The organism is Vibrio sp. 16 (genome assembly GCF_963681195.1).
Classification (GTDB): domain Bacteria; phylum Pseudomonadota; class Gammaproteobacteria; order Enterobacterales; family Vibrionaceae; genus Vibrio; species Vibrio sinaloensis_D.
On the sequence record NZ_OY808997.1, the window covers coordinates 2,259,931 to 2,284,513 of the forward strand.

Below are 24,583 nucleotides of genomic sequence, written 5' to 3' on the forward strand. Positions count from 1 at the left end.
TACATCAATTTTTCTGAAAAAAAGCTCTTCTACACTAACCCTACCACTTTTGGGGAGTAACCCCATTTTATTATAACAAGCGGATATTTCCGCAATTTCACACTGGAGGATAACTGTGCAAACTATCACCACAGATATCGCAGTGATCGGCGCAGGCGGCGCTGGTCTTCGCACTGCTATTGCAGCAGCTGAAGCAAACCCTGACTTAGAAGTTGCTCTGATTTCTAAAGTGTACCCGATGCGTTCTCACACGGTCGCTGCAGAAGGTGGCTCAGCCGCAGTTATCAAGGATGAAGACAGCTTAGACAACCATTTCAACGATACCGTTGGCGGTGGTGACTGGCTTTGTGAACAGGATGTCGTTGAGTACTTCGTAAAGAATGCAACTCGTGAAATGATTCAAATGGAACAGTGGGGCTGTCCATGGAGCCGTAAAGAAAACGGTGAAGTGAACGTACGCCGTTTCGGTGGCATGAAAGTCGAACGTACTTGGTTCGCTGCCGACAAAACTGGCTTCCACATGCTTCATACCCTATTCCAGACGTCGATGAAATACGACAACATCAAACGTTTTGATGAGTATTTTGTTGTGGATCTGCTTGTTGATGAAGGTGAGGTTCAAGGCCTGATCGCGATTCACATGTCAGAGGGTGAATTAGTGACCATCAAAGCAAAATCCGTTGTATTGGCAACAGGTGGCGCAGGTCGAGTTTACCACTGTAACACCAACGGCGGTATCGTAACGGGCGACGGCATGGCGATGGCTTACCGTCACGGCGTTCCTCTACGTGATATGGAATTCGTTCAGTACCACCCAACAGGTCTTCCTGGCACGGGTATCCTAATGACTGAAGGTTGTCGTGGTGAAGGCGGTATCATCGTTAACAAAGATGGCTATCGTTACCTACAAGACTACGGCATGGGCCCAGAAACTCCAGTGGGTCAACCTAAGAACAAATACATGGAACTTGGTCCACGTGACAAAGTTTCGCAAGCTTTCTGGCACGAACAACAGAAAGGCAACACCATCAAACACCCTCTTGGTGATGTGGTGCATCTAGACCTTCGCCACCTAGGTGAAGAGTACCTACAAGAGCGTCTCCCGTTCATCTGTGAACTAGCGAAAGCTTACGTGAACGTTGACCCTGCAAAAGAGCCAATTCCAATTCGTCCAACGGTTCACTACACCATGGGTGGTATTGAAACCAACGGCGAATGTGAAACTCGCATCAAAGGTCTATTCGCAGTCGGTGAATGTGCCTCTGTGGGTCTTCACGGTGCAAACCGTCTTGGTTCTAACTCACTGGCTGAGTTCGTGGTATTCGGTCGCGTTGCGGGTGAGCAAGCAGTGAAACGTGCAGCAGAGTTTAAAGGCTGGAACGAAGAGTCAATTGCAGCTCAAGTGAAAGCAGTTGAAGAACGCATTGCCGCACTGATGAACCAAGAAGGTGATGAAAACTGGGCAACCATCCGTACTGAAATGGGTCACACCATGGAAGCGGGTTGTGGTATCTACCGCCAAGAAGATCTAATGCAAGCAACGATTGAAAAAATCACTGAGCTGAAAGAGCGTTACAAGCGCATTAGCATCAAAGACAAAGGCAAGGTGTTCAACACAGACCTTCTTTACGCTATCGAAGTCGGTTACGGCCTAGAGGTGGCAGAAGCGATGGTTCACTCTGCAATCTTGCGTAAAGAGTCACGTGGTGCGCACCAGCGTCTAGACGATGGTTGTACAGAGCGTGACGACGTGAACTTCCTGAAACACTCTCTCGCATTCTTCAAAGAAGACTCTGCACCAAGTATCGACTACAGCAATGTGACGATTACTAAGTCACAACCAAAAGCACGTCTATACGGTGAAGCAGCAGAGAAAGCCGCTGCAGAAGAAGCAGCGCAAGCGGCAGAGAAGCAGGCAGAGGAGCAAGCATAATGTCAGCAAATCGCATCCAAAAAGTAGAAGTTCTGCGTTATGACCCAGAGAAAGACGCAGAACCGCATTTTCAAACCTTTGAAGTGCCATTTGATGAAACCATGTCAACGCTTGATGCGCTTGGCTACATCAAAGACAACCTAGACAAAGACCTGTCTTACCGCTGGTCTTGTCGTATGGCGATCTGTGGTTCCTGCGGCATTATGGTCAACGGCGTGCCTAAACTTGCGTGTAAGAGCTTCCTACGCGATTACCCAAATGGCGTGAAAATTGAACCACTAGCAAACTTCCCAATCGAGAAAGATTTGATCGTGGATATGACGCCGTTTATCGAGCGCCTAGAAGCCATCAAACCTTACATCATTGGTAACGACCGTAAACCAGAAGACGGCACGAACCTACAAACACCTGAACAAATGGCAAAGTACAAGCAGTTTGCTGGCTGTATCAACTGTGGTCTGTGCTACGCAGCCTGTCCTCAGTTCGGTTTGAACCCTGAGTTCATCGGCCCTGCTGCCCTCACTCTGGCACACCGTTACAACCTAGACAGCCGTGACAACGGTAAAGATGAGCGCATGGCGTTAATCAATGGTGAGAATGGTGCCTGGGGCTGTACCTTCGTCGGTTACTGTTCTGAAGTGTGTCCGAAAAACGTAGACCCAGCAGCAGCGGTAAACCAAGGTAAAGTGGAGTCTTCAATGGACTTCGTTATCTCCATGTTCAAACCTGATGGCACTCCAACAAAAACAGCAGAGGAGGCGTAAGATGAGTAACCGTAAACCTTACGTTCGTGAAGTAAAACGTACATGGTGGAAAGATCATCCGTTTTACCGCTTCTACATGCTGCGTGAAGCAACCGTACTGCCTTTGGTGCTATTTACTTTGTTCCTGACATTTGGTCTGGGCGCACTCGTAAAAGGCCCAGAAGCATGGCAAACCTGGCTCGGCTTTATGGCTAACCCTGTGGTAGTTGCGATTAACATCGTGGCTCTGTTAGGTAGCCTCCTGCACGCACAAACCTTCTTCAGCATGATGCCTCAGGTAATGCCGATTCGTTTGAAAGGTAAGCCAGTCGATAAGAAGATCATTGTTCTGACTCAATGGGCTGCTGTTGCTTTCATCTCACTTGTCGTTTTGGTCATCGTGTAAGGAGCTTTAACAATGAAACCGAATTTTTCAGTAGATAGAGCACCGAAGCGTTCTGATGAGCCAATCTGGTGGGGGCTATTTGGCGCAGGTGGTACTTGGTTTGCAATGATCACCCCTGTTACGATTTTAGTGCTGGGTATTTTGGTACCTTTAGGCGTCATCAATGCTGATGCACTGAGTTATGAGCGTGTGTCTGAGTTTGCCACCAGCATCATTGGTGCCCTGTTCATTATCGGTACACTCGCACTGCCAATGTGGCATGCCATGCACCGTGTACACCACGGTATGCACGACCTTAAGTTCCACACGGGTGTCGTTGGCAAAGTGGCGTGTTACGCATTCGCAGGTTTGATTTCTGCACTAGCGGTTATCTTTATCTTTATGATTTAAGAGACAAGATAAAATCAAAAAGAGGCTGATAGATACTATCAGCCTCTTTTTTCATACCTTCTCGAGCTTTAGGTTACCCATGTACCTATTGCTGGGTCACCTTCTTCGTTTGGTCCATAAGCCCCAAGGCGCCAAAGCCAGTGATTACGTCCAAGTTGGTTTTTAAGCCTGTTTCATCACTACCACCGATGTAGTTTTGCGGCATCTGAACTTGGAAGTTCTGCAAATTACTGTACAACGAGTTCGCCACATCGCGATTTAGCTCCGCTAGGTATACTTCACGGTTAGCGCCCAGTGCAGCGTACTTCGCTTTTAGAACTTCTGCTTCCGCTCGACCTTTTTCAAGTATCGCTTTGGCTTCAAATTCTGCCGATAGCGCGTTCGCTTTTTGGATGGCTAGGTTGGCTTCTGCTATCGCGAGCTCTTTCTCTTTTTCGACTTCAGCAAGACGTTTGGTTTTTTCAACTTCAACGATCTCACGCTCTGCAATTTGCCTCGCTACTTCAACTTCTTTCTGCTGAGAAATGATCGCCAGTTCCTTCTGACGCTGAGCGTCTTGTACTTCACGAGTTCGCTGGATCTCTTTTCGCAACTGCTCAGTTTCCGCTTGAGCTTTCGACGTCTCTTGCTCCTGAATTGCACGGATACGGTCGGCAACCAAACGCTTTTTGTCCGCTAATAGCTGATCAAGCTGCTTCTCTGGCTGAGGATCACCAATGGTTACCTGAGTCACTTGGATGCCATACTGCTGCAGAGGGTTATCTTGACGAATCGGTTGACCACTTGAGTCCACAACAGGCACGGTTTTCCAGACCAGTTGGTTGGTGCGTTGCAACTGATTAGCATTCGATTGATCAACCCCTACAGGTGCAAGATCTAGCTGTTCGACTTCAACCTGACGACGCTCTGTGGTGTAGATACCATCACGCAGTTGATCGCCAAGCTTAGATTTAAACTGGTTCAGGCCTCCTTGGAAGAACTCTTCGCCTGTGTATTGAGTAGCGGTAATCACCGTCACGTTACGCGCATTTTTCACCAGCAAGGCATCAATTAAGTTGCTGTTGTTGCGAAACTCTCGGTGCATTTTCTTCACTGCTTCTGGATCATTACTCAGTTTGAAGCGAAATGTCACCGGGATTTGACCAATATAAGTATCGGCAAAACGCACTTGCACGGGATCAAGACGTTGATAAAAGTCTTCCCCTTTGCTGTTGCCGAATGAAACCGTAATCACCTGATCATACTGAGTGATTTTGGAAAGAAACGGCATTCTGAAGTGAATTCCAGGCTCGGTGAATACATCCAGTTCACCGGTGATGTTGTTTTGATGCACGTAACTGTAACCCGCGTCAGTCATCAAAACAGAGCTATTAATCGTTAAACCCAATGCGAGCAGCGGCACACCAAATACCGCGGCTTTTATACCTCGGTGTAGCATCTGGCGACGCTGTTCGACTTTCGTTGTCTGTCCTAAGCCAATATCGTACATTCTAATTCTCCTATACGTTGAATGAGTTCTCTTAAAACCAAACAAAAACAGAATGTTATAGAGACTCGCTTCAACGGCGTTAAATGTAACAAAACATTTAACTTAGGAATAATCGAAAGATTCACATTAATTACATGTTTTTTCCGAAATATACACAAATCTTATTTATGAGCCGCAGATACAAAAACGCCGACCCAAAGGTCGGCGCTTTCAATACTTCAGTGATTAAAGAATAAAGCGGCTTAGATCTTCATCTTCAATGGTATCGCCCAATTTTGCTTTCACGTAGTCAGCGTCGATTGTTAGCTTAGAGCCTGATTTATCTGTCGCTTCAAACGAGATCTCATCCATTAAGCGTTCCATCACAGTGTGCAAGCGACGAGCGCCAATGTTTTCCGTGGTCTCGTTAACCGTCCACGCCGCTTCAGCGATTTGCGTGATGCCGTCTTCAGTAAACTCGATATCAACATCTTCGGTCTTCATTAGCGCAACGTATTGCTCTGTTAGAGACGCTTTTGGCTCCGTCAAAATACGTTTGAAGTCATTGCTTGAAAGCGCTTCAAGTTCAACACGAATAGGCAGACGACCTTGCAGCTCTGGAATCAAATCTGATGGTTTCGCGACTTGGAATGCACCTGAAGCCACAAACAGAATGTGGTCTGTTTTGACCATGCCGTGCTTGGTTGACACTGTGCTACCTTCGATTAGAGGCAGTAAGTCACGCTGTACACCTTCTCGAGATACGTCAGGACCTGAGCTTTCACCACGCTTACAGATCTTGTCGATTTCATCAATGAAGACGATGCCGTTGTTCTCAACGTTAAAGATTGCCTGCTCTTTTAGCTCTTCTTGATTAACCAACTTCGCCGCTTCTTCTTCGGTCAATGCTTTGAATGCATCTTTGATTTTAAGCTTGCGCTTCTTCTTAGTGTCACCCGCGAGGTTTTGGAACATGCCTTGAAGCTGATTCGTCATCTCTTCCATGCCCGGAGGCGCCATGATTTCCACGCCCATTTGCGGCGCAGCCACATCGATTTCAATCTCTTTGTCGTCTAGCTTGCCTTCACGCAGCTTCTTACGGAAGATTTGACGAGTGTTTGATGAGCTTTCATCTTGCTGCTCATTCTGACCCCAAGCATCACGCGCTGGCGGCAGTAGCGCGTCAAGAATACGCTCTTCGGCTTGTTCTTCAGCACGGAATTTTACTTTTTCCATCGCTTGCTGGTGCGTCATTTTGATTGCTACGTCTGTCAGATCGCGGATGATGGTTTCCACTTCCTTACCTACGTAGCCAACTTCAGTAAATTTCGTCGCTTCAACCTTGATGAAAGGCGCATTGGCCAGTTTCGCCAGACGACGAGCGATTTCTGTTTTACCGACACCGGTTGGACCAATCATTAGGATGTTCTTCGGTGTCACTTCAACACGCAAGCTTTCTTCCAATTGCATACGGCGCCAGCGGTTACGCAGCGCAATCGCAACTGAGCGTTTCGCGTTTTCTTGACCAATGATATGGCGGTTGAGTTCATGAACAATTTCGCGAGGAGTCATTTCAGACATAATCAGTTTCCTTAAATTTGTTTGCCACTATCTTTGGTTATTCAGCGATTTTCTCAGCTGGAATTTCTAGTTCTTCAATAGTGTGGTGATGGTTAGTGAATACACAGATATCACCGGCAATTTTCAGTGATTTCTCTGCGATTTCACGCGCATCTAATTCAGTATTTTCAAGCAGAGCCGTTGCCGCGGCTTGAGCAAAGTTGCCCCCTGAACCAATCGCAATCAGGTCGTTTTCAGGCTGAACGACATCACCGTTACCCGTAATGATAAGTGACGCTGTTTCGTCAGCCACCGCTAGCAAAGCTTCTAACTTACGAAGTGCGCGATCGCTACGCCAATCTTTTGCCAGCTCCACTGCTGCTTTGGTCAAATGACCTTGATGCATCTGCAGCTTACTTTCAAACTTTTCAAACAGCGTGAAGGCATCAGCCGTACCACCAGCAAAGCCCGCTAGAACTTTGTTGTTATAGAGGCGACGCACTTTGCGCGCATTGCCCTTCATTACTGTGTTACCTAGAGATACTTGTCCATCACCAGCGATGACGACTTTGTTATTACGACGTACAGATACAATGGTAGTCACGAGTAGGGCCTCATAGTTGTTTTAATCTCAGTGTTAAAGATTATATGAGGCTACCCAAAGAGGAATTCAAGGGAACAACCTTGAGATAGAAATGAAAAACGAACCCCGAGAGGTTCGTTTTTTGTGTTTTACTGTGCTTCTTTCCAAATCGCGCAAGGCTCGATCTTAGCGCGTTGAAGTTTGTGCTTATCTCGCTCTGCATCACGCTTAAATTTGTAAGGCCCTAGTACCACGCGATACCAACTGCTGCCCTCTTTTTTGCGGATTTTGCTATTGATACCCTGAAATGCGATATCCAGTTTGCGTGCTTCCGCTTGCTGAGCGTTTTTGTACGCACCACACTGCATGATGTAAGGGATTTCGGAAACCACTTGCTCCTTCGCTTGCACTTCCACTTCGCGGTTTGGCAAGCTTTCAACGTAATCCCATTTCTCCTCAGGAGGAGGAGGTAACGTCGCTTTTGGTTTCGGCTTTGGCTTAGGTTTTGTTTCGACAACAGGTGCTGGCGGTTCAGGGTCTGTGCTTAGGGTATACAAGCCATAACCAAAGACAGACACCAATAGAATGGCGATAAGTCCACTACGCCAGGGTTTTCGACGAGGAGCCGCTTGTTTGCGTGTAGGTTTACGCCCACTGCTGCCTCGGCCACGTTTTACATAATCTTTGTTTGCCACTGTTGTACATCAATCATAGGTGAGCCACTGCCGATATGGTAATGCAGATTGCCAAACGATGACAGAGGGGAAATGGAAGCGGCGCAGCAAAATACGCCGCTTTTGGTTGTCGTTACAGTACTCTTGGTGGCGCCGCGCTCTCTCTCACAACAAGATTCGTCTCGAGCAGCCTTGAACCAGCACGTACATCATGCCCTCGAAGCAGCTCAAGCATCATCAACATGGCTTGGCGCCCAATCTCATACCTTGGCTGAGAAATCGTGGTTAGCGGCGGATCGCAATACTGGGCGAACTGAATGTCATCGAAGCCAACGACAGACAAATCTTGTGGGACCCGTAGCCCTAACTTCTTCGCTTCTTGGATCGCGCCAATGGCCATCGCATCATTGTGACAGAATACCGCGGTAGGCGGCTCTTTGAGCGCAAGTAGTTGGCGAACCGCCTTCGCACCCGCTTCAAAGGTAAAGTCTCCATTAGTGCAGTAGTTGGCGTTCATGGTGATGCCCGCACGGCGCAGCGCTTGTTGATAACCTTGATGGCGGAACTGACACAAAACCGCGGATTCTGGACCCGAAATTTGTGCGACACGTTTGTGCCCCATTTGCGTCAAATAGTTCACTGCCTCAAACGCCGATGTTAAGTTGTCGATATGAACTGTAGGAAGCTCTAGCTCAGGTGCAAATTCACATGCCATCACCATCGGAGGCAGGTTTTTTTGCTCTGGCTTACTGACATCAAAAGGAAGGTCGGTACCAAGTAGCAACATGCCATCTGCCTGCTTGGTAAAGACGAGATTCACAAATGAGCTTTCACGTTTTTTCTGTTGGCCGCTGTCGCCGAGTAAAACGATGTAGCCATGTTCCATTGCTGCGTCTTCGATTCCACGGATGATTTCTGTGTAATAGGGGTCACAGATGTCTGGAATGATAGCAATGATGGTTTTGGACTCATTGCGACGCAAATTACGCGCTAAAGAGTTCGGTGAGTATCCAGCTTCTAGCACTGCATCTTCTACTCGTTTCCTGGTAGCAGAAGACACTTTTTCGGGATTCATCAACGCACGAGAAACCGTCGCTGTCGAAACGCCTGCTAGCTGGGCAACATCCTTCATTGTCGCCATAAAAATTTTACCCTCTTCAATTTCCAACATTGGTAGCGCGGTGCCACCTAAACCTTGTTGAGTCACATCCTCTCGTTCTGATTGTCGGGAGTGACGATGATGAGCTAAAGCTCATTCTTATGGTTCATTTGCACGAAGCAAACGATTAACTTGCCGCGATATCGTGGGCATAGTCAAGTAATACTTGGTCTAGTTTATTCATTTCGTCATTCAAAGTTACGGGAGATTTAACAAAACGAGCAGCTCAAACAAGATCTCAATCACAAATAAATGAAAAACATGCAAATCATTAATCTTGCAGCAACTAATTCATCCAACATTGATAACGCAAGCGAATGAATCCCCCAAAAGGACTAGCTGAGATCTTGCGGTTCAATATCCATAGTCCAACGCACTTTTTTCGCGCTAGGCAGCATTTGAATGACAGGCTTGGCGCTCGACAGTAATTTTTGCATCGTAGAGCGTTGCTGGGTTTGCAGTAGTAAGTGCCAACGGTATTTACCTGCACGTTTGGCCAAGGGGGCGGGCGTCGGTCCTAACACTTGGCAACCATCATCAAACAGCGGATGAGCCTCTAGGGTGTGACGGACTTGACGCAAAAACTCTTCAACCAATGGGCTTTGATTGGCCTCAGCTCGAAACAAGGTAAGGAATGTATACGGCGGTAGCATCGCCAGTTTGCGCTCTTGAAGCGCGGTCTCTGCAAAATGACGATAGCTCTTGGTTAGTAGCGCCTGCAATAAACTATGTTCAGGGTGGTGGGTTTGCAGCACAACTTCCCCAGGTTTACTCGCGCGTCCTGCCCGACCAGCAACTTGAATGAACAGCTGAGCTAAACGTTCAGAAGCGCGAAAATCACTGCTGTAAAGGGAGCCGTCAACATCCAACAGCCCGACTAACGTGACATCGGGGAAGTGATGCCCTTTGGCAAGCATCTGGGTTCCAATCAGGATCTGATACTCACCATTTCGGATCGCAGAGAGCGCGGACTCAAGGCTTCCTTTTCTGCGAGTGCTGTCTCTGTCAATTCGTATCGCTTTGTAATCTGGAAATAGCTGCGCGAGTTGTGCTTCTAATTGCTCAGTTCCGACACCGACCGTCACCAAGTGCGTCGAGCCACATCCTTGACACTGGTGAATAATGGGTTGCTGAGATCCACAGTGATGGCAACGAATCTCGTTACTGTACTGGTGGTAGGTATAGTAGGCATCACAGCGTTTACATTCTGCAATCCAACCACATTCGTGGCACATAAGAGCCGGAGAGAAGCCACGTCGGTTAAGAAACAGCATCACTTGATTGCCAGCCTGTAAGTGCTTACGCATTTCGGCAATCAAAGGCGCAGAGAGACCACTCTCTAAGTACAATCCTTTGATATCTAGTACTTTGTTGGTGGTTGGCGTCGCATTACCCGCTCGCTTAGAGAGGATCAAGTGGTGATACTTGCCTTGCAGTGCATTATGGAGCGTTTCCAGCGCAGGGGTCGCAGATCCAAGCACAATAGGAATCTGCTCTTTGTTCGCTCTCATAACCGCAACATCCCGAGCATGGTAACGGAGACTGTCTTGCTGTTTATACGAAGCGTCATGCTCTTCATCAACGATGATAATGCCCAAGTTGTGAAACGGCGTAAGCAATGCTGACCGAGTACCAATAACAATCCCCGCCGCGTTATCTCGAGCCGAAAGCCACGCGTTCAATCTTTCGCTATCATTCAGTCCTGAGTGAATCACTTCAACAGGAACCGTGAAACGCTTTTTGAATCGATTGATGGTTTGAGGAGTAAGGCCAATTTCCGGAACCAGGACTAACGCCTGCTTTCCTTTCTCAAGTACAGGTTTTATCAAGTTGAGATACACTTCGGTTTTACCTGATCCCGTTACCCCTTCCAGCAAAAAGCACCCAAAACCATCGATACTATTGACGGTCGCAATCGCCACCGCTTGTTCAGTGTTGAGCTTCGGCTTCTCAACAGACGCTTCAACGTCTTGGCTCCAATCTCGAATAACGGGTTTGCGCTCAATCGATTCTATCCACCCTTTCTCACTTAACGTTTTTAGAACGCTAGAACTGATGTCTTGATCAATAAACACCTGGTGAGGAACAGGTCCAAGCTCGAGCATGTGCATCACTTTCGCCTGTTGTACTGCTCGACCAAAACCCTGCATGAATTGGTCACGCCCCAGCGACGTCAGTTGCCACTCCACCAGCGCGGCAAAATCGGCAGGCTTGCCCTTTCTTAAGGCACTCGGCATAGCATTAAGTAAGGTATCGCCCAGCGGGTACTGATAGAACTGGCTACACCAATACAACAAAGAGTAAAGCGTATCTGGCCAGACAGGTTGGCTATCAAGTACTTGTTTGATCGGTTTGAGCTTATCAACCCCAAATTCCGACTCATTCACCAACGCGGTAACCACACCAACCAGAGTTTGTCGACCAAACGGCACCGACACTCGTCCGCCGATAATCGGAAACGCATGTGAAGGGATCTGATAATCAAACTGTTTGTCCAGTGGAACAGGTAACGCCACTCGCGCAATCGTTGGTCGCATAATAGCCATTAAAGAAGTGTAAAGTGAGACCAAACCAGTGTAAGGGAAAAGGTCAAAAGTAGAAAGAGACGGGATTTGCTGACCAAAACTTAGCTTGAGAGAATACCAACAAGCACCTTTGCCATATTCGGCTAAAAAAGTAGCACTTTTCTCTGTAAACGGGTTGATTCAGAGAGATGGATTCATTACTATAGCGCGCCTTAGAGATATGGCTCGCCAATGGCAGCGGTATCCAAGCTATTTTTTAACTACGTGTGGTGTCCGGCTAAGATTCGGATAGCGACACGGCCTATATTAGAGGTTCTCCCATGAAAGCTGGTATCCACCCAGAGTACAAAGCTGTTAAAGCAACATGTTCTTGTGGCAACTCTTTTGAGTTCAACTCAACTCTAGCTAAAGAGTCAATCCACCTAGACGTATGTGACAAATGTCACCCATTCTACACTGGTAAGCAACGTATCGTTGATACAGGCGGCCGTGTTGATCGCTTCAACAAGCGTTTCGGTGCTCTATCAAGCAAGAAGTAATCACTTCTTAACCGAATCTAAAAAGGACGCTCTGGCGTCCTTTTTTGTTTTTCACGTTCAGAAAAGTCTCTATTAACGCAGTGTATTGCTTCATCAATATTGAGAATTCCTAGCGACATCTCTATTCATCTGGTCTAATCTCCAGTGAATTGACACCTTTTGGCGTTACAGGTCGCATTCTGACCTTTGCAGCTTGACTTAGTTACTCTAGAATGGATTCCCCCTTTCCAAACATTAATAACGAGTACCTACACCTATGTCATCTGACAATCACCAAGAACTATCCCCTGAAGAACAATTCCGTCAACAGGCGTTGGATTACCATGCTTACCCAACAGCCGGTAAGATCTCTGTTGAACTAACCAAACCTGCGGAGACCGCAACTGACCTCGCGTTAGCATACAGCCCAGGTGTAGCGGAGCCCGTTCGTGAGATCGCACAAAACCCAGACAATGTTTACAAATATACGTCTAAAGGCAACATGGTTGCGGTTATTTCCAACGGTACTGCGATTCTTGGTCTAGGTAACTTAGGTCCGCTGGCCTCAAAACCAGTCATGGAAGGTAAATCACTGCTATTTAAACGCTTCGCTGGTTTGGACTCGATTGATATTGAAGTCAAACACCGCACTATCGAAGAGTTCGTTGACACTGTCGCTAACATTGCTGACACCTTTGGTGGTATTAACCTAGAAGACATCAAAGCACCGGATTGCTTCGAAATTGAAAAGCAACTGATTGAACGTTGTGATGTTCCTGTTTTCCACGACGACCAACACGGTACTGCAATTGTTACTGCGGCGGGCATGCTTAACGCGATCGAGCTACAAGGTAAAAAGCTAGAAGAGGCAACGATCGTTTGTTTGGGCGCAGGTGCTGCCGCTGTGGCTTGTATGGAGCTACTGATCAAATGTGGCGCGATGCGTGAAAAGATTTATATGCTTGACCGTAAGGGGGTCATTCATACTCGTCGTGACGACCTAAATGAGTACAAGCAGCTATTCGCCAACAATACCGATAAACGCACGCTTGAAGATGTGATCGAAGGCGCGGACCTGTTCTTAGGTGTATCTGGTCCTAACCTACTTCCGGCTGAGGCTCTAAAGTTGATGGCCGATAAACCTGTTGTGTTTGCTTGTTCTAACCCTGATCCAGAGATCAAACCGGAACTGGCGCATGAAGTGCGTGATGACCTCATCATGGGTACAGGCCGCTCTGACTATCCAAACCAAGTGAACAACGTTCTTTGCTTCCCATTCATCTTCCGTGGTGCATTGGATGTTCGCGCAAGTGAAATCAATGATGAAATGAAACTTGCAGCCGTTGATGCGATTCGTCAACTGGCAAAAGAAGAAGTGCCGGCAGAAGTCCTTAAAGCTGCGGGCGTAGACCACTTAGAGTTTGGACCAAGCTACATCATTCCAAAACCAATGGATGCTCGCCTACTACCTCGCGTTGCTAAAGCTGTGGCACAAGCGGCCGTTGACTCTGGCGTTGCACGTATCGATATGCCTGAAGGCTACATGGGAGCGTAATCGTCACGCCTCTGAAAACCAAAAGCCGCTAACCTAAAGTCAGCGGCTTTTTAGTATCTGAAACAAATCGACGACAGCAAATTAAGAGGTGCGTTTGTTACCAATTATGGACTAACCAAGGCGTGTTTTTATTCTTCGTCAAACGCTTCGTATTCGATCCCCATTTCTTCCATCAGTTTTTTCACTTCTGCAGGGATATCATCTGGGCGATCTTTTCTTAAATCTTCATCCGTTGGTAGTGGCTGACCGGTATAGGCATGCAAAAATGCTTCACACAATAACTCACTGTTTGTTGCATGGCGTAGGTTATTAATCTGACGACGAGTACGCTCATCCGTTAATACCTTCAATACTTTCAATGGAATAGAAACCGTGATCTTCTTTACTTGTTCGCTTTTCTTTCCATGCTCAGCGTATGGGCTTATGTATTCGCCATTCCAGTCTGCCATTGCGCACCTTAATTCATTTTTATGTTTAGTTGAGTAAAGCGCAATTTTAGCGGTATTTATAGCCACAAGCAAAGACATATAGACGTCTAGAAGTGTTGACGTCTCTAAAAATGAGAAGTAAAGTGGTGAGATATGGAGATGGAATAACATATATCTAACATCCATCAGGTATATCGTATTCCCTACAAGTTGTCACCACTGTTCGAAAGGAAACACTTATGAGCGCCCATAAGCCAGCCACCATTGCCGTACGTACTGGTATTGAATCAGACACTCAACACCACGCTGTTGTTCCCCCTATTTACCTCTCGACAAACTATGGCTTTCCAGCATTTGGTGAAGTTCCTCAGTATGACTATACCCGCTCAGGCAACCCAAACCGCGGCTTACTTGAAACCGCATTGTTTGAGTTAGAGTCAGGTAAAGGCGCGGTAGTAACAAACTGCGGCACCTCTGCGCTCAACTTATGGGTGTCTGCATTTTTGGGCCCAGATGACCTCATCATCGCGCCTCATGACTGCTACGGTGGCACATACCGTTTATTCAACACGCGCTCACAAAAAGGTGACTTCAAAGTGCAGTTTGTTGATCAATCGGACGAGCAAGCGCTCAATGCCGCCATTGCGTTAAATCCGAAACTCATCTTGATTGAAACCCCTTCCAACCCTTTAGTGCGCGTGGTCGATATCGCAAAAGTATGCGCCAAAGCAAAACAGGTTGGTGCGCTCGTCGGTGTCGACAATACCTTTTTAACACCAGTGTTCCAAAAGCCTCTCGAATTAGGCGCAGACTTCGTTATTCACTCAACCACCAAGTACATTAATGGCCACTCAGATGTCATTGGTGGCGTGGTCGTCACTAAAACCGAACAGCATGCAGAGGAGCTTGCTTGGTGGGGCAACTGTATCGGCGCGACAGGTACTCCATTTGACAGCTATATGACCCTACGTGGCATACGCACCTTAGGGGCACGCATGAAGGTGCATGAAGAAAGCTCGGCGCAAATCCTTGAGTACCTCAAAAACCAAGACCTCGTTGGAACCATTTATCATCCGAGTCTTCCGGATCATCCAGGACACGAAATAGCGAAACGACAGCAGTCTGGCTTTGGCTCTATGCTCAGCTTTGAGTTTGCAGGAAGCTTTGAGCAGCTCAAACACTTCGTTGGCCAGCTCGAACTCTTCTCACTAGCCGAGTCTTTGGGTGGCGTAGAGAGTTTGATCTGCCACCCAGCTTCGATGACGCACAGAGCGATGGGTGAAGAGGCGCTTGCAGAAGCGGGAGTCACTCATCAGTTGCTCCGCTTGTCAGTCGGTTTGGAAGATGCCGGTGACCTAATTGCAGACTTAGACCGCGCCTTTAATCAAACCAAGGAGGCATGCTAATGACTGCTTCTCGTCAGCTGCACAAATTTGGCGGCAGTAGCCTCGCCGATCCCGAATGTTACCGCCGCGTAGTCACCATCTTAAAAGAGTACTCTAACAGCGAAGACCTGATTGTCGTCTCTGCAGCAGGAAAAACCACCAACCGACTGATCGAGTTTATTGAATCCCTCAACAAAGATGGCCGACTAGCGCATGAAGTGCTGCAAAGCCTCCGCCAATTCCAAACTTCCTTGATTGAAGAGCTGATCGCACCGGACGAACAAGACGCCTTGTTGGCAATACTTCATGATGAGTTTTCAACATTAGGCGAACTGACCGCGCCACTCACTGACGCGGAGAAAGCGGCGGTGCTTGGCCACGGTGAAGTATGGTCATCACGCCTCCTAGCGGCACTCCTTAACCAAAGCGACCTAAACGCCGTTGCACAAGATGCTCGCGCCTTCTTACGAGCAGAGATCGGGACTCAGCCAGAAGTCGACCGAGGTACGTCATACCCGCTATTAAAGGAAGTGTTGGCACAGCATGCTCATCACCGAGTGGTGATTACCGGCTTTATGGCGCAAGATAACCACGGCCAAACCGTGCTGCTTGGTAGAAACGGCTCCGATTACTCCGCCACCGTCATCGGGGCACTGGCTGAAGTCAGCCGAGTGACAATCTGGAGTGATGTTGCAGGGGTATACAGCGCGGATCCACGTATCGTGAGTGATGCATGTTTACTGCCACTACTCAGACTGGATGAAGCCAGTGAACTCGCTCGTCTCGCTGCCCCTGTGTTGCATAGCAGAACGCTACAACCCGTCGCCCAAAGCGCCATGGATCTACATCTTCGCTGTAGCTACGAGCCAGAGTCTGGCTCGACTCGCATAGAGCGTGTATTGGCCTCTGGTCGAGGAGCAAAAATCATTTCCTCACTCAGTGAAGTACTGCTTATCCAACTCAATTTTTCTGCGGGTCATGATTTTTCTCGACTCGAAAAAGAAGTCCTTTCAGGCCTGAAACGCGCTCAGCTTGAGCCATTGACCTATGAAGTTCAACACGATCAGCATGCCCTGCGTCTTGCTTACACCGCAGAAATTGCCGGCGGTGCGCTAGAACACCTGCAAGATGCCGCAATCGAAGCGGAAATTAAACTAAAGGAAGGCTTCTCATTGGTCGCAGCAGTAGGTGCGGGAGTGACCAAAAACGCCAACCACTGCTATGGTTTCTATCAAAAACTGAAATCCTCGCCTGTTGAATTTGTTTCTGAATCTCAATCTGGCTTGAGCTTAGTCGCCGTTTTACGCAAAGCCGACACTACTCCGCTGGTAAAAGCTATTCACAGCCAGTTGTTCCAAGCTCAAAAACGCGTTGGCATCGCCCTGTGTGGCAAAGGGAACATAGGTTCAAGCTGGCTAACCCTATTTGCTGAACAAAAAACCGAACTAGAAAAGCGCCGCGGTATGAACTTTGAGTTAGTTGCTGTCATCGACAGCCAAACATATTGGTTTGACCCGCAAGGCATTGATGCCGCTTCAGTGAGTGCCCGCTTTGACGATGAAGCCACCGAGTACCAACCTGGAGAGTGGATTACCAAGCTTGGCGCGATTCAAGGTTACGATGATGTCGTCGTTTTGGATGTCACCGCAAGCAAAGAGCTGGCAAGCCAATATTTGAAAATTGCAGAGCAAGGTATGCATCTAATATCAGCGAACAAAGTCGCGGGTTCGGCTTCAAGCAAATATTATCATCAAGTCCAAGATGCCTTCGCAAAGATAAATCGCCATTGGCTATACAACGCAACTGTCGGTGCAGGACTTCCTATCAACCACACAGTGCGTGATTTGCGAGAAAGTGGGGATGATATCCAAGCACTGTCAGGAATCTTCTCTGGAACGCTCTCATGGCTTTTCCAGCAGTATGATGGTTCGGTACCTTTTGCCGAGTTAGTTGATTTAGCCTGGCAACAAGGCCTTACCGAGCCCGATCCACGCAACGACCTTGATGGTTCGGATGTTATGCGTAAACTGGTTATCCTTGCCCGTGAAGCAGGGTTAGCCATAGAGCCAGAAGCCGTCAAGGTCGAAAGTCTAGTCCCTGAAGAGTTGGCAGCGCTCTCGCTCGATGACTTTCTAGACAAGAGTCAATTGCTCAGTGAACTACTTGCGGAACGACTCAAGAAAGCACAGCGTGAAGATAAAGTGCTTCGTTACGTTGCCCGTCTCGAGAAAAATGGCCAAGCGAGCGTCGGCGTCGAAGCATTAAGCAAAGAACATGCACTGGCTAATCTACTGCCATGTGACAACATTTTCGCGATTGAGAGCAAATGGTACAAAGACAACCCACTCGTTATCCGTGGACCAGGCGCAGGAAGAGAAGTAACCTCTGGCGCGATTCAATCGGATCTCAATCTACTTTCTAGCCTCCTTTAAACCTATCTAGGGCTGTCTCATACAGCCCTTTTTCATCCTGACTCGCAAACTCTGTCTAGAATCATAGACAGAGAACTCCAGTAAAGTGAACTTCAATATCGCTCATGTTCAACTTGAATAAAATTCATAATTAGATTATTGACATTAAATGGTATTCAAGACATTCTGTGGACATATAGACGTCTAAACGTCAATTTGAGGATTTGGATTTGAGCGGGCAGAGTTGCCACAGGGAGAGTAAGATGGGATACACACACGCAGGTCATATTGACGCCTTAAACCAGAATATCGCTGAACTTTCTGACAACATCAATGTGTCATTTGAATTTTTTCCGCCAAGTAGCGAGAAAATGGAAGAGACGCTTTGGAACTCTGTGCACCGCCTAAAAACACTAAAGCCGAAGTTTGTTTCTGTGACCTATGGAGCTAACTCAGGCGAACGTGACCGTACCCATTCAATCATCAAAGAAATCAAAGCTGAAACTGGCTTGGTCGCAGCACCACACTTGACCTGTATTGATGCGAACCGTGAAGAACTCATTCAAATCGCTGATGACTACTGGAATAACGGCATTCAGAGTATTGTTGCACTGCGTGGCGATATCCCACCGGGTGGTGGTAAGCCTGAGATGTACGCATCCGATCTTGTTACATTATTAAAAGAGCGTCATGACTTTGATATCTCGGTTGCCGCTTTCCCTGAAGTCCACCCTGAGGCGAAAAGTGCGCAAGCTGATCTCCTGAACCTAAAACGCAAAGTCGACGCCGGTGCAAACCGTGCCATCACACAATTCTTTTTTGATGTCGAAAGCTACCTCCGCTTCCGAGACCGCTGTGTCGCTGCCGGAATCGACGTAGAAATAGTACCGGGCATCCTGCCAGTCTCAAACTTTAAGCAAGCCTCACGCTTTGCTGCACAGAATAACGTAAAAGTACCGAGTTGGATGGCAAAACAGTTTGAAGGTCTGGATGATGATCCGACAACTCGCCAGCTAGTTGGTGCTAGCCAAGCGATAGATATGATCCGAGTGCTCAGTCGCGAAGGTGTGAAAGACTTCCATTTCTATACGCTTAATCGTGCGGAAATGACATACGCTCTGTGTCATACGCTAGGTGTTCGACCTTCCGCTTCATAATCGATAAAACGTAAAAAGGTTGGCATTCGCCAACCTTTTTTCAATTCAGTCACAGATAAGTGTTCAACTTACTCGACTTCATCCATTTTACCTAGAAGGTTACGGATGCGATCTTGCCATGCAGCATGTTCTTGTTGCATCTGTTGAGCCTTTTGCTCCAATTCTTCGCGGCTAGAACGTAGCTCATTCGCCTCAAGAGCAAGCTTTTCTTTCTCTTCTTTCAGCTCTTCAACTTCCATCTGTAGCAAAGAAATAGTATCGACTGCTGTTTGGATTTTCGCTTCTAGTTGTTCTAGTACTTCAAAAGACATCTTAGCCTACCTTTAGTTATTCGTTTATGTGAAGGGCTCTCCACTCAATACCTTCATTCTACTCAGCCCGAGAATGATAAACACGCCCTATATTCGATATTTTGTGCCATTCGGTCAAAAAAACAGCACAGCTTGACAATCCCCTGACTGAAAGAGATTCAAAGTGCGAACCCGAGGAATTTCGACGCTGCTTTGATCGAGTTCAATTCAAATTACACGAAATAGCAAACGTTTTCCTGTCATTGTGTTAGAATCCTGCCGATTTTCTCATTCCCCCTTACTTTGGAGCTATCATGAAACGCGATTTAGCAATGGCATTTTCTCGAGTAACAGAAGGCGCTGCATTAGCAGGCTATAAATGGCTTGGCCGAGGCGACAAAAACGCCGCCGATGGGGCCGCTGTTGAGGTGATGCGCTCACTGCTCAACAAAACAGAGATCAGTGGTGAAATTGTGATCGGTGAGGGTGAGATCGATGACGCGCCAATGCTGTATATCGGAGAAAATGTCGGTATCGGGGGCGATGAGGTTGATATTGCAGTCGACCCTATAGAAGGGACGCGTATGACCGCAATGGGGCAGTCTAACGCGTTAGCCGTTCTTGCTGCGGGAGAAAAAGGAAGCTTCCTGAAAGCCCCAGATATGTACATGGAGAAACTCGTTGTTGGTCCTGGCGCAAAAGGCTGTATCGATCTCCATAAGCCATTAAAAGAGAACCTAGAGAATATCGCTCAGGCACTGAACAAAACACTCGACACCTTAGTCGTCATAACACTCGCGAAGCCACGTCATGATGATGTCATTGCTGAAATGCAATCAATGGGTGTCAGAGTCTTCGCCGTGCCTGATGGTGACGTAGCAGCATCGATCCTGACTTGTATGCCAGACAGTGAAGTGGATGCGATGTACTGTGTAGGTGGCGCTCCAGAAGGCGTAGTCTCCGCCGCTGTCATTCGTGCACTGGACGGTGATATGAATGGACGACTACTCCCACGACATGAAGTAAAAGGGAATAGCGAAGAAAACCGCATCTACGGTGCTGCAGAGCTAGAACGTTGTGAAGAGATGGGTGTTGAAGCGAATGTAGTCTTAAAGATGGAAGACATGGCACGCAGTGATAATGTTGTGTTTTCAGCTACGGGCATCACTAAAGGGGACCTATTAGAAGGTATTACACGCCAAGGCAATATCGCAACGACAGAAACTCTGTTGATTCGCGGTCGCTGCCGCACGATTCGCCGTATCAAATCAATTCACTACCTTGAACGCAAAGACCCAGAAGTCAGAGATATTATTCTCTAACTCTCATAGAACATTATGAGTTGAGGTCAGCTTCTGCTGGCCTTTTTTGTATCCGGAACAATTAGAGAATTGAAAGAATGCGCCTACAATAGGTATAAAGATTTAACCTCGTTGTATCCCTTCCAGAGCCCTCAACATAGTAATGAAAACCTCCGCCTAAACTTTTCTAATGATTAGCATATGAGCATGAAACAAAGCTTATTGGTATAAGTTCAGCTGTAGGAAAGTTACAGGCCAAATATGTCTTTAGACTGGCGGTCCTGAGTGGGTAGACTTACATCCAATTAGAGCTCTCTTACACGCGAAGGCAAGTAACGTTTAACAAAGTTTGCTATTCCTCGTTCTTACGGAGCTTGTTCATAAACAATCGCAGGCTATTTGGATAATACGGCTGAGACTCATTGGTCAGCACAGAAGTTTTCTTGACCAAGAAACGACGAAAGCCTAGTCGCAAGACTAGGCTTTCAAATAAGTAGCACAGTGATTGAATTGGTACTCTATTGCCTGGGTGAACGCACGGGCTTGATGGTTCGATATTTCGGTCCGTGAAAAAGTGCGCAGCATTTTCGGAAATTTGAAACGTAAAAAAGCCCTAGTCTTTCGACTAGGGCTTAGTATAAGTGGCGGAGTGGACGGGACTCGAACCCGCGACCCCCGGCGTGACAGGCCGGTATTCTAACCAACTGAACTACCACTCCGCAGTGGCGTACTCGCTACAAGCAAGTGTCCATAATTTAAAGCCTGGCGATGTCCTACTCTCACATGGGGAAGCCCCACACTACCATCGGCGCTAATTCGTTTCACTTCTGAGTTCGGCATGGAATCAGGTGGGTCCAAATCGCTATGGTCGCCAAGCAAATTCTTTAATCTGGAAAGCTGTTTGTGCTCTCAAAACACAATCAAGTAATTCTTGTATCGAGTCCATCAAAACCCTTTGGGTGTTGTATGGTTAAGCCTCACGGGCAATTAGTACAGGTTAGCTCAACGCCTCACAACGCTTACACACCCTGCCTATCAACGTTCTAGTCTCGAACAACCCTTTAGGACTCTCAAGGAGTCAGGGAAGACTCATCTCAGGGCTCGCTTCCCGCTTAGATGCTTTCAGCGGTTATCGATTCCGAACTTAGCTACCGGGCAATGCGTCTGGCGACACAACCCGAACACCAGAGGTTCGTCCACTCCGGTCCTCTCGTACTAGGAGCAGCCCCCTTCAATCTTCCAACGCCCACGGCAGATAGGGACCGAACTGTCTCACGACGTTCTAAACCCAGCTCGCGTACCACTTTAAATGGCGAACAGCCATACCCTTGGGACCGACTTCAGCCCCAGGATGTGATGAGCCGACATCGAGGTGCCAAACACCGCCGTCGATATGAACTCTTGGGCGGTATCAGCCTGTTATCCCCGGAGTACCTTTTATCCGTTGAGCGATGGCCCTTCCATTCAGAACCACCGGATCACTATGACCTGCTTTCGCACCTGCTCGAATTGTCATTCTCGCAGTCAAGCGGGCTTATGCCATTGCACTAACCTCACGATGTCCAACCGTGATTAGCCCACCTTCGTGCTCCTCCGTTACTCTTTGGGAGGAGACCGCCCCAGTCAAACTACCCACCAGGCACTGTCCGCAACCCCGATAAGGGGTCAACGTTAGAACATCAACACTACAAGGGTGGTATTTCAAGGACGGCTCCACCGATACTGGCGTACCGGTTTCAAAGCCTCCCACCTATCCTACACATGTAGGGTCAATGTTCAGTGCCAAGCTGTAGTAAAGGTTCACGGGGTCTTTCCGTCTAGCCGCGGGTACACTGCATCTTCACAGCGATTTCAATTTCACTGAGTCTCGGGTGGAGACAGCGTGGCCATCATTACGCCATTCGTGCAGGTCGGAACTTACCCGACAAGGAATTTCGCTACCTTAGGACCGTTATAGTTACGGCCGCCGTTTACCGGGGCTTCGATCAAGAGCTTCGTACAAGTACTAACCCCATCAATTAACCTTCCGGCACCGGGCAGGCGTCACACCGTATACGTCATCTTACGATTTTGCACAGTGCTGTGTTTTTAATAAACAGTTGCAGCCACCTGGTATCTGCGACTCTCAATAGCTCCATCCGCAAGGGACTTCACCGTCAAGAGCGTACCTTCTCCCGAAGTTACGGTACCATTTTGCCTAGTTCCTTCACCCGAGTTCTCTCAAGCGCCTTGGTATTCTCTACCCGACCACCTGTGTCGGTTTGGGGTACGATTCCTTACAATCTGAAGCTTAGAGGCTTTTCCTGGAAGCATGGCATCAATGACTTCACACCCGTAGGTGCTCGACGTCGTGTCTCAGCCTTAAAGAGAGCCGGATTTACCTAACTCTCAAGCCTACGCACTTGAACCTGGACAACCGTCGCCAGGCCCACCTAGCCTTCTCCGTCCCCCCATCGCAATTGTAAGAAGTACGGGAATATTAACCCGTTTCCCATCGACTACGCCTTTCGGCCTCGCCTTAGGGGTCGACTTACCCTGCCCCGATTAACGTTGGACAGGAACCCTTGGTCTTCCGGCGAGGAGGTTTTTCACCCCCTTTATCGTTACTCATGTCAGCATTCGCACTTCTGATACCTCCAGCATGCTTTACAACACACCTTCAACGGCTTACAGAACGCTCCCCTACCCAATGACTAAAAGTCATTGCCGCAGCTTCGGTTTATAGCTTAGCCCCGTTACATCTTCCGCGCAGGCCGACTCGACTAGTGAGCTATTACGCTTTCTTTAAATGATGGCTGCTTCTAAGCCAACATCCTAGCTGTCTAAGCCTTCCCACATCGTTTCCCACTTAGCTATAATTTGGGACCTTAGCTGGCGGTCTGGGTTGTTTCCCTCTCCACGACGGACGTTAGCACCCGCCGTGTGTCTCCCGGATAGTACTTACTGGTATTCGGAGTTTGCAAAGGGTTGGTAAGTCGGGATGACCCCCTAGCCTTAACAGTGCTCTACCCCCAGTAGTATTCATCCGAGGCTCTACCTAAATAGATTTCGGGGAGAACCAGCTATCTCCAGGTTTGATTGGCCTTTCACCCCTAGCCACAAGTCATCCGCTAATTTTTCAACATTAGTCGGTTCGGTCCTCCAGTTGATGTTACTCAACCTTCAACCTGCCCATGGCTAGATCACCTGGTTTCGGGTCTATATCCAGCAACTCGACGCCCAGTTAAGACTCGATTTCTCTACGGCTCCCCTAGATGGTTAACCTTGCTACTGAATATAAGTCGCTGACCCATTATACAAAAGGTACGCAGTCACACCACGAAGGTGCTCCTACTGCTTGTACGTACACGGTTTCAGGTTCTATTTCACTCCCCTCACAGGGGTTCTTTTCGCCTTTCCCTCACGGTACTGGTTCACTATCGGTCAGTCAGTAGTATTTAGCCTTGGAGGATGGTCCCCCCATATTCAGACAGGATATCACGTGTCCCGCCCTACTCGATTTCACTGAACACACATCGTCAACTACGGGACTATCACCCTGTATCGTCGGACTTTCCAGACCGTTCGTCTAACGTGTGTAAAGCTTAAGGGCTAGTCCAATTTCGCTCGCCGCTACTTTCGGAATCTCGGTTGATTTCTTTTCCTCGGGGTACTTAGATGTTTCAGTTCCCCCGGTTCGCCTCATTAACCTATGTATTCAGTTAATGATACGTGCTTATGCACGTGGGTTTCCCCATTCGGAAATCCCAGACTCAAATGGTTTTTACTACCTAATCTGGGCTTATCGCAAGTTAATACGTCCTTCATCGCCTCTGACTGCCAAGGCATCCACCGTGTACGCTTAGTCACTTAACCATACAACCCCAAAGGGTCTTTGTTACGTAACCAAAGTTGTCTGCATTTTTATACATGTGCAGACACGATTTTGCCGGACTCAATTTTTCTTCTACCTTACTTTAGAAAAGTAAGACAAAAGCCAAGAACACTTGAATGTGTTGTATTGGTGTTTGTCTTAAAGACAAACATTGAGAACTTTACAATCAAACTTAAAAGTTTGATTTGTCAGCTTTCCAAATTGTTAAAGAGCTAGATTTCTA

At 47.7% G+C, this 24,583-nt stretch carries 18 protein-coding genes, 1 tRNA gene and 2 rRNA genes; 10 read left to right on the forward strand and 11 right to left on the reverse strand.

Features of this window, described 5'->3' with window-relative positions:
* Positions 1-115 precede the first annotated feature (115 nt).
* Genes frdA through frdD form a run of 4 tightly spaced genes read left to right on the forward strand, consistent with a single transcriptional unit; the run spans position 116 to position 3,472 of the window.
* Entirely contained in the window at positions 116-1,933 is a 1,818-nt protein-coding gene (gene frdA, locus U9J37_RS10305) for a fumarate reductase (quinol) flavoprotein subunit (protein WP_005474210.1), read from the forward strand.
* A complete protein-coding gene (locus U9J37_RS10310) occupies positions 1,933-2,697 on the forward strand; it encodes a succinate dehydrogenase/fumarate reductase iron-sulfur subunit (protein ID WP_005474233.1) in 765 nt (254 codons plus the stop codon). Before frdA ends, U9J37_RS10310 begins: the two co-directional genes overlap by 1 nt.
* 1 nt (position 2,698) lies before the next feature.
* Positions 2,699-3,082 (forward strand): fumarate reductase subunit FrdC, encoded by a 384-nt coding sequence (gene frdC, locus U9J37_RS10315; RefSeq protein WP_005474186.1) that lies wholly within the window; start codon positions 2,699-2,701, stop codon positions 3,080-3,082.
* 12 nt (positions 3,083-3,094) lie between these two features.
* Positions 3,095-3,472, forward strand: a complete 378-nt coding sequence (gene frdD / locus U9J37_RS10320; RefSeq protein WP_005474194.1) for a fumarate reductase subunit FrdD — start codon at positions 3,095-3,097, stop codon at positions 3,470-3,472.
* 85 nt (positions 3,473-3,557) lie between these two features.
* On the opposite strand, the gene U9J37_RS10325 is transcribed toward frdD, so the two are convergent.
* The 6 genes from U9J37_RS10325 to priA all read right to left on the reverse strand — a co-directional run bounded on the left by U9J37_RS10325 (position 3,558) and on the right by priA (position 11,453).
* Positions 3,558-4,961 carry an SPFH domain-containing protein gene (locus U9J37_RS10325; protein WP_005474160.1) on the reverse strand — a complete coding sequence of 468 codons (1,404 nt, stop codon included), beginning with the start codon at positions 4,959-4,961 and terminating at the stop codon, positions 3,558-3,560.
* A 225-nt stretch (positions 4,962-5,186) separates the two neighbouring features.
* A complete protein-coding gene (gene hslU / locus U9J37_RS10330; protein WP_005474183.1) occupies positions 5,187-6,521 on the reverse strand; it encodes an ATP-dependent protease ATPase subunit HslU in 1,335 nt (444 codons plus the stop codon).
* 37 nt (positions 6,522-6,558) lie between these two features.
* Positions 6,559-7,104 (reverse strand): ATP-dependent protease subunit HslV, encoded by a 546-nt coding sequence (hslV, locus tag U9J37_RS10335; protein WP_005474218.1) that lies wholly within the window; start codon positions 7,102-7,104, stop codon positions 6,559-6,561.
* A 128-nt stretch (positions 7,105-7,232) separates the two neighbouring features.
* Positions 7,233-7,778, reverse strand: coding sequence for a cell division protein FtsN (gene ftsN / locus U9J37_RS10340; RefSeq protein WP_038186689.1), 546 nt, complete (start codon positions 7,776-7,778; stop codon positions 7,233-7,235).
* A 112-nt stretch (positions 7,779-7,890) separates the two neighbouring features.
* Positions 7,891-8,898 (reverse strand): DNA-binding transcriptional regulator CytR, encoded by a 1,008-nt coding sequence (gene cytR, locus U9J37_RS10345; protein WP_038141259.1) that lies wholly within the window; start codon positions 8,896-8,898, stop codon positions 7,891-7,893.
* Positions 8,899-9,251: 353 nt separating this feature from the next.
* Positions 9,252-11,453 carry a primosomal protein N' gene (priA, locus tag U9J37_RS10350; protein WP_005474165.1) on the reverse strand — a complete coding sequence of 734 codons (2,202 nt, stop codon included), beginning with the start codon at positions 11,451-11,453 and terminating at the stop codon, positions 9,252-9,254.
* Positions 11,454-11,761: 308 nt separating this feature from the next.
* Here priA and rpmE point away from each other — a divergent pair, with 308 nt between their 5' ends.
* Both rpmE and U9J37_RS10360 read left to right on the forward strand, forming a co-directional pair.
* Complete coding sequence (rpmE, locus tag U9J37_RS10355) at positions 11,762-11,980, forward strand: 50S ribosomal protein L31 (protein ID WP_004743259.1); 219 nt, start codon at positions 11,762-11,764, stop codon at positions 11,978-11,980.
* A 256-nt stretch (positions 11,981-12,236) separates the two neighbouring features.
* Entirely contained in the window at positions 12,237-13,514 is a 1,278-nt protein-coding gene (locus U9J37_RS10360) for a malic enzyme-like NAD(P)-binding protein (protein ID WP_005474185.1), read from the forward strand.
* 128 nt (positions 13,515-13,642) lie between these two features.
* Here the strand turns inward: U9J37_RS10360 and metJ are convergent, their stop codons facing one another.
* Positions 13,643-13,963, reverse strand: a complete 321-nt coding sequence (metJ, locus tag U9J37_RS10365; protein WP_038141179.1) for a met regulon transcriptional regulator MetJ — start codon at positions 13,961-13,963, stop codon at positions 13,643-13,645.
* Positions 13,964-14,181: 218 nt separating this feature from the next.
* Between metJ and U9J37_RS10370 the strand changes: the two genes are divergently transcribed.
* The 3 genes from U9J37_RS10370 to metF all read left to right on the forward strand — a co-directional run bounded on the left by U9J37_RS10370 (position 14,182) and on the right by metF (position 18,895).
* On the forward strand, positions 14,182-15,348 hold the full coding sequence (locus tag U9J37_RS10370; protein WP_005474223.1) for an O-succinylhomoserine (thiol)-lyase: 1,167 nt from the start codon (positions 14,182-14,184) through the stop codon (positions 15,346-15,348).
* Positions 15,348-17,759 (forward strand): bifunctional aspartate kinase/homoserine dehydrogenase II, encoded by a 2,412-nt coding sequence (locus tag U9J37_RS10375; protein WP_005474204.1) that lies wholly within the window; start codon positions 15,348-15,350, stop codon positions 17,757-17,759. The genes U9J37_RS10370 and U9J37_RS10375 overlap by 1 nt, the downstream gene beginning before the upstream one ends.
* A gap of 242 nt (positions 17,760-18,001) precedes the next feature.
* Positions 18,002-18,895: a methylenetetrahydrofolate reductase gene (metF, locus tag U9J37_RS10380; RefSeq protein ID WP_005474202.1), complete on the forward strand. Its 894-nt coding sequence runs from the start codon at positions 18,002-18,004 to the stop codon at positions 18,893-18,895.
* A 68-nt stretch (positions 18,896-18,963) separates the two neighbouring features.
* Here the strand turns inward: metF and zapB are convergent, their stop codons facing one another.
* Complete coding sequence (gene zapB, locus U9J37_RS10385) at positions 18,964-19,206, reverse strand: cell division protein ZapB (RefSeq protein WP_005474192.1); 243 nt, start codon at positions 19,204-19,206, stop codon at positions 18,964-18,966.
* Positions 19,207-19,499: 293 nt separating this feature from the next.
* Between zapB and glpX the strand changes: the two genes are divergently transcribed.
* Positions 19,500-20,507 (forward strand): class II fructose-bisphosphatase, encoded by a 1,008-nt coding sequence (gene glpX, locus U9J37_RS10390; RefSeq protein WP_005474139.1) that lies wholly within the window; start codon positions 19,500-19,502, stop codon positions 20,505-20,507.
* 621 nt (positions 20,508-21,128) lie between these two features.
* On the opposite strand, the gene U9J37_RS10395 is transcribed toward glpX, so the two are convergent.
* The 3 genes from U9J37_RS10395 to U9J37_RS10405 form a co-directional block, all read right to left on the reverse strand.
* Positions 21,129-21,205, reverse strand: a tRNA-Asp gene (locus U9J37_RS10395).
* Positions 21,206-21,246: 41 nt separating this feature from the next.
* Positions 21,247-21,362: ribosomal RNA gene (rrf, locus tag U9J37_RS10400) — 5S ribosomal RNA — on the reverse strand.
* A 90-nt stretch (positions 21,363-21,452) separates the two neighbouring features.
* Positions 21,453-24,341: ribosomal RNA gene (locus U9J37_RS10405) — 23S ribosomal RNA — on the reverse strand.
* Between the last annotated feature and the right edge of the window lie 242 nt (positions 24,342-24,583).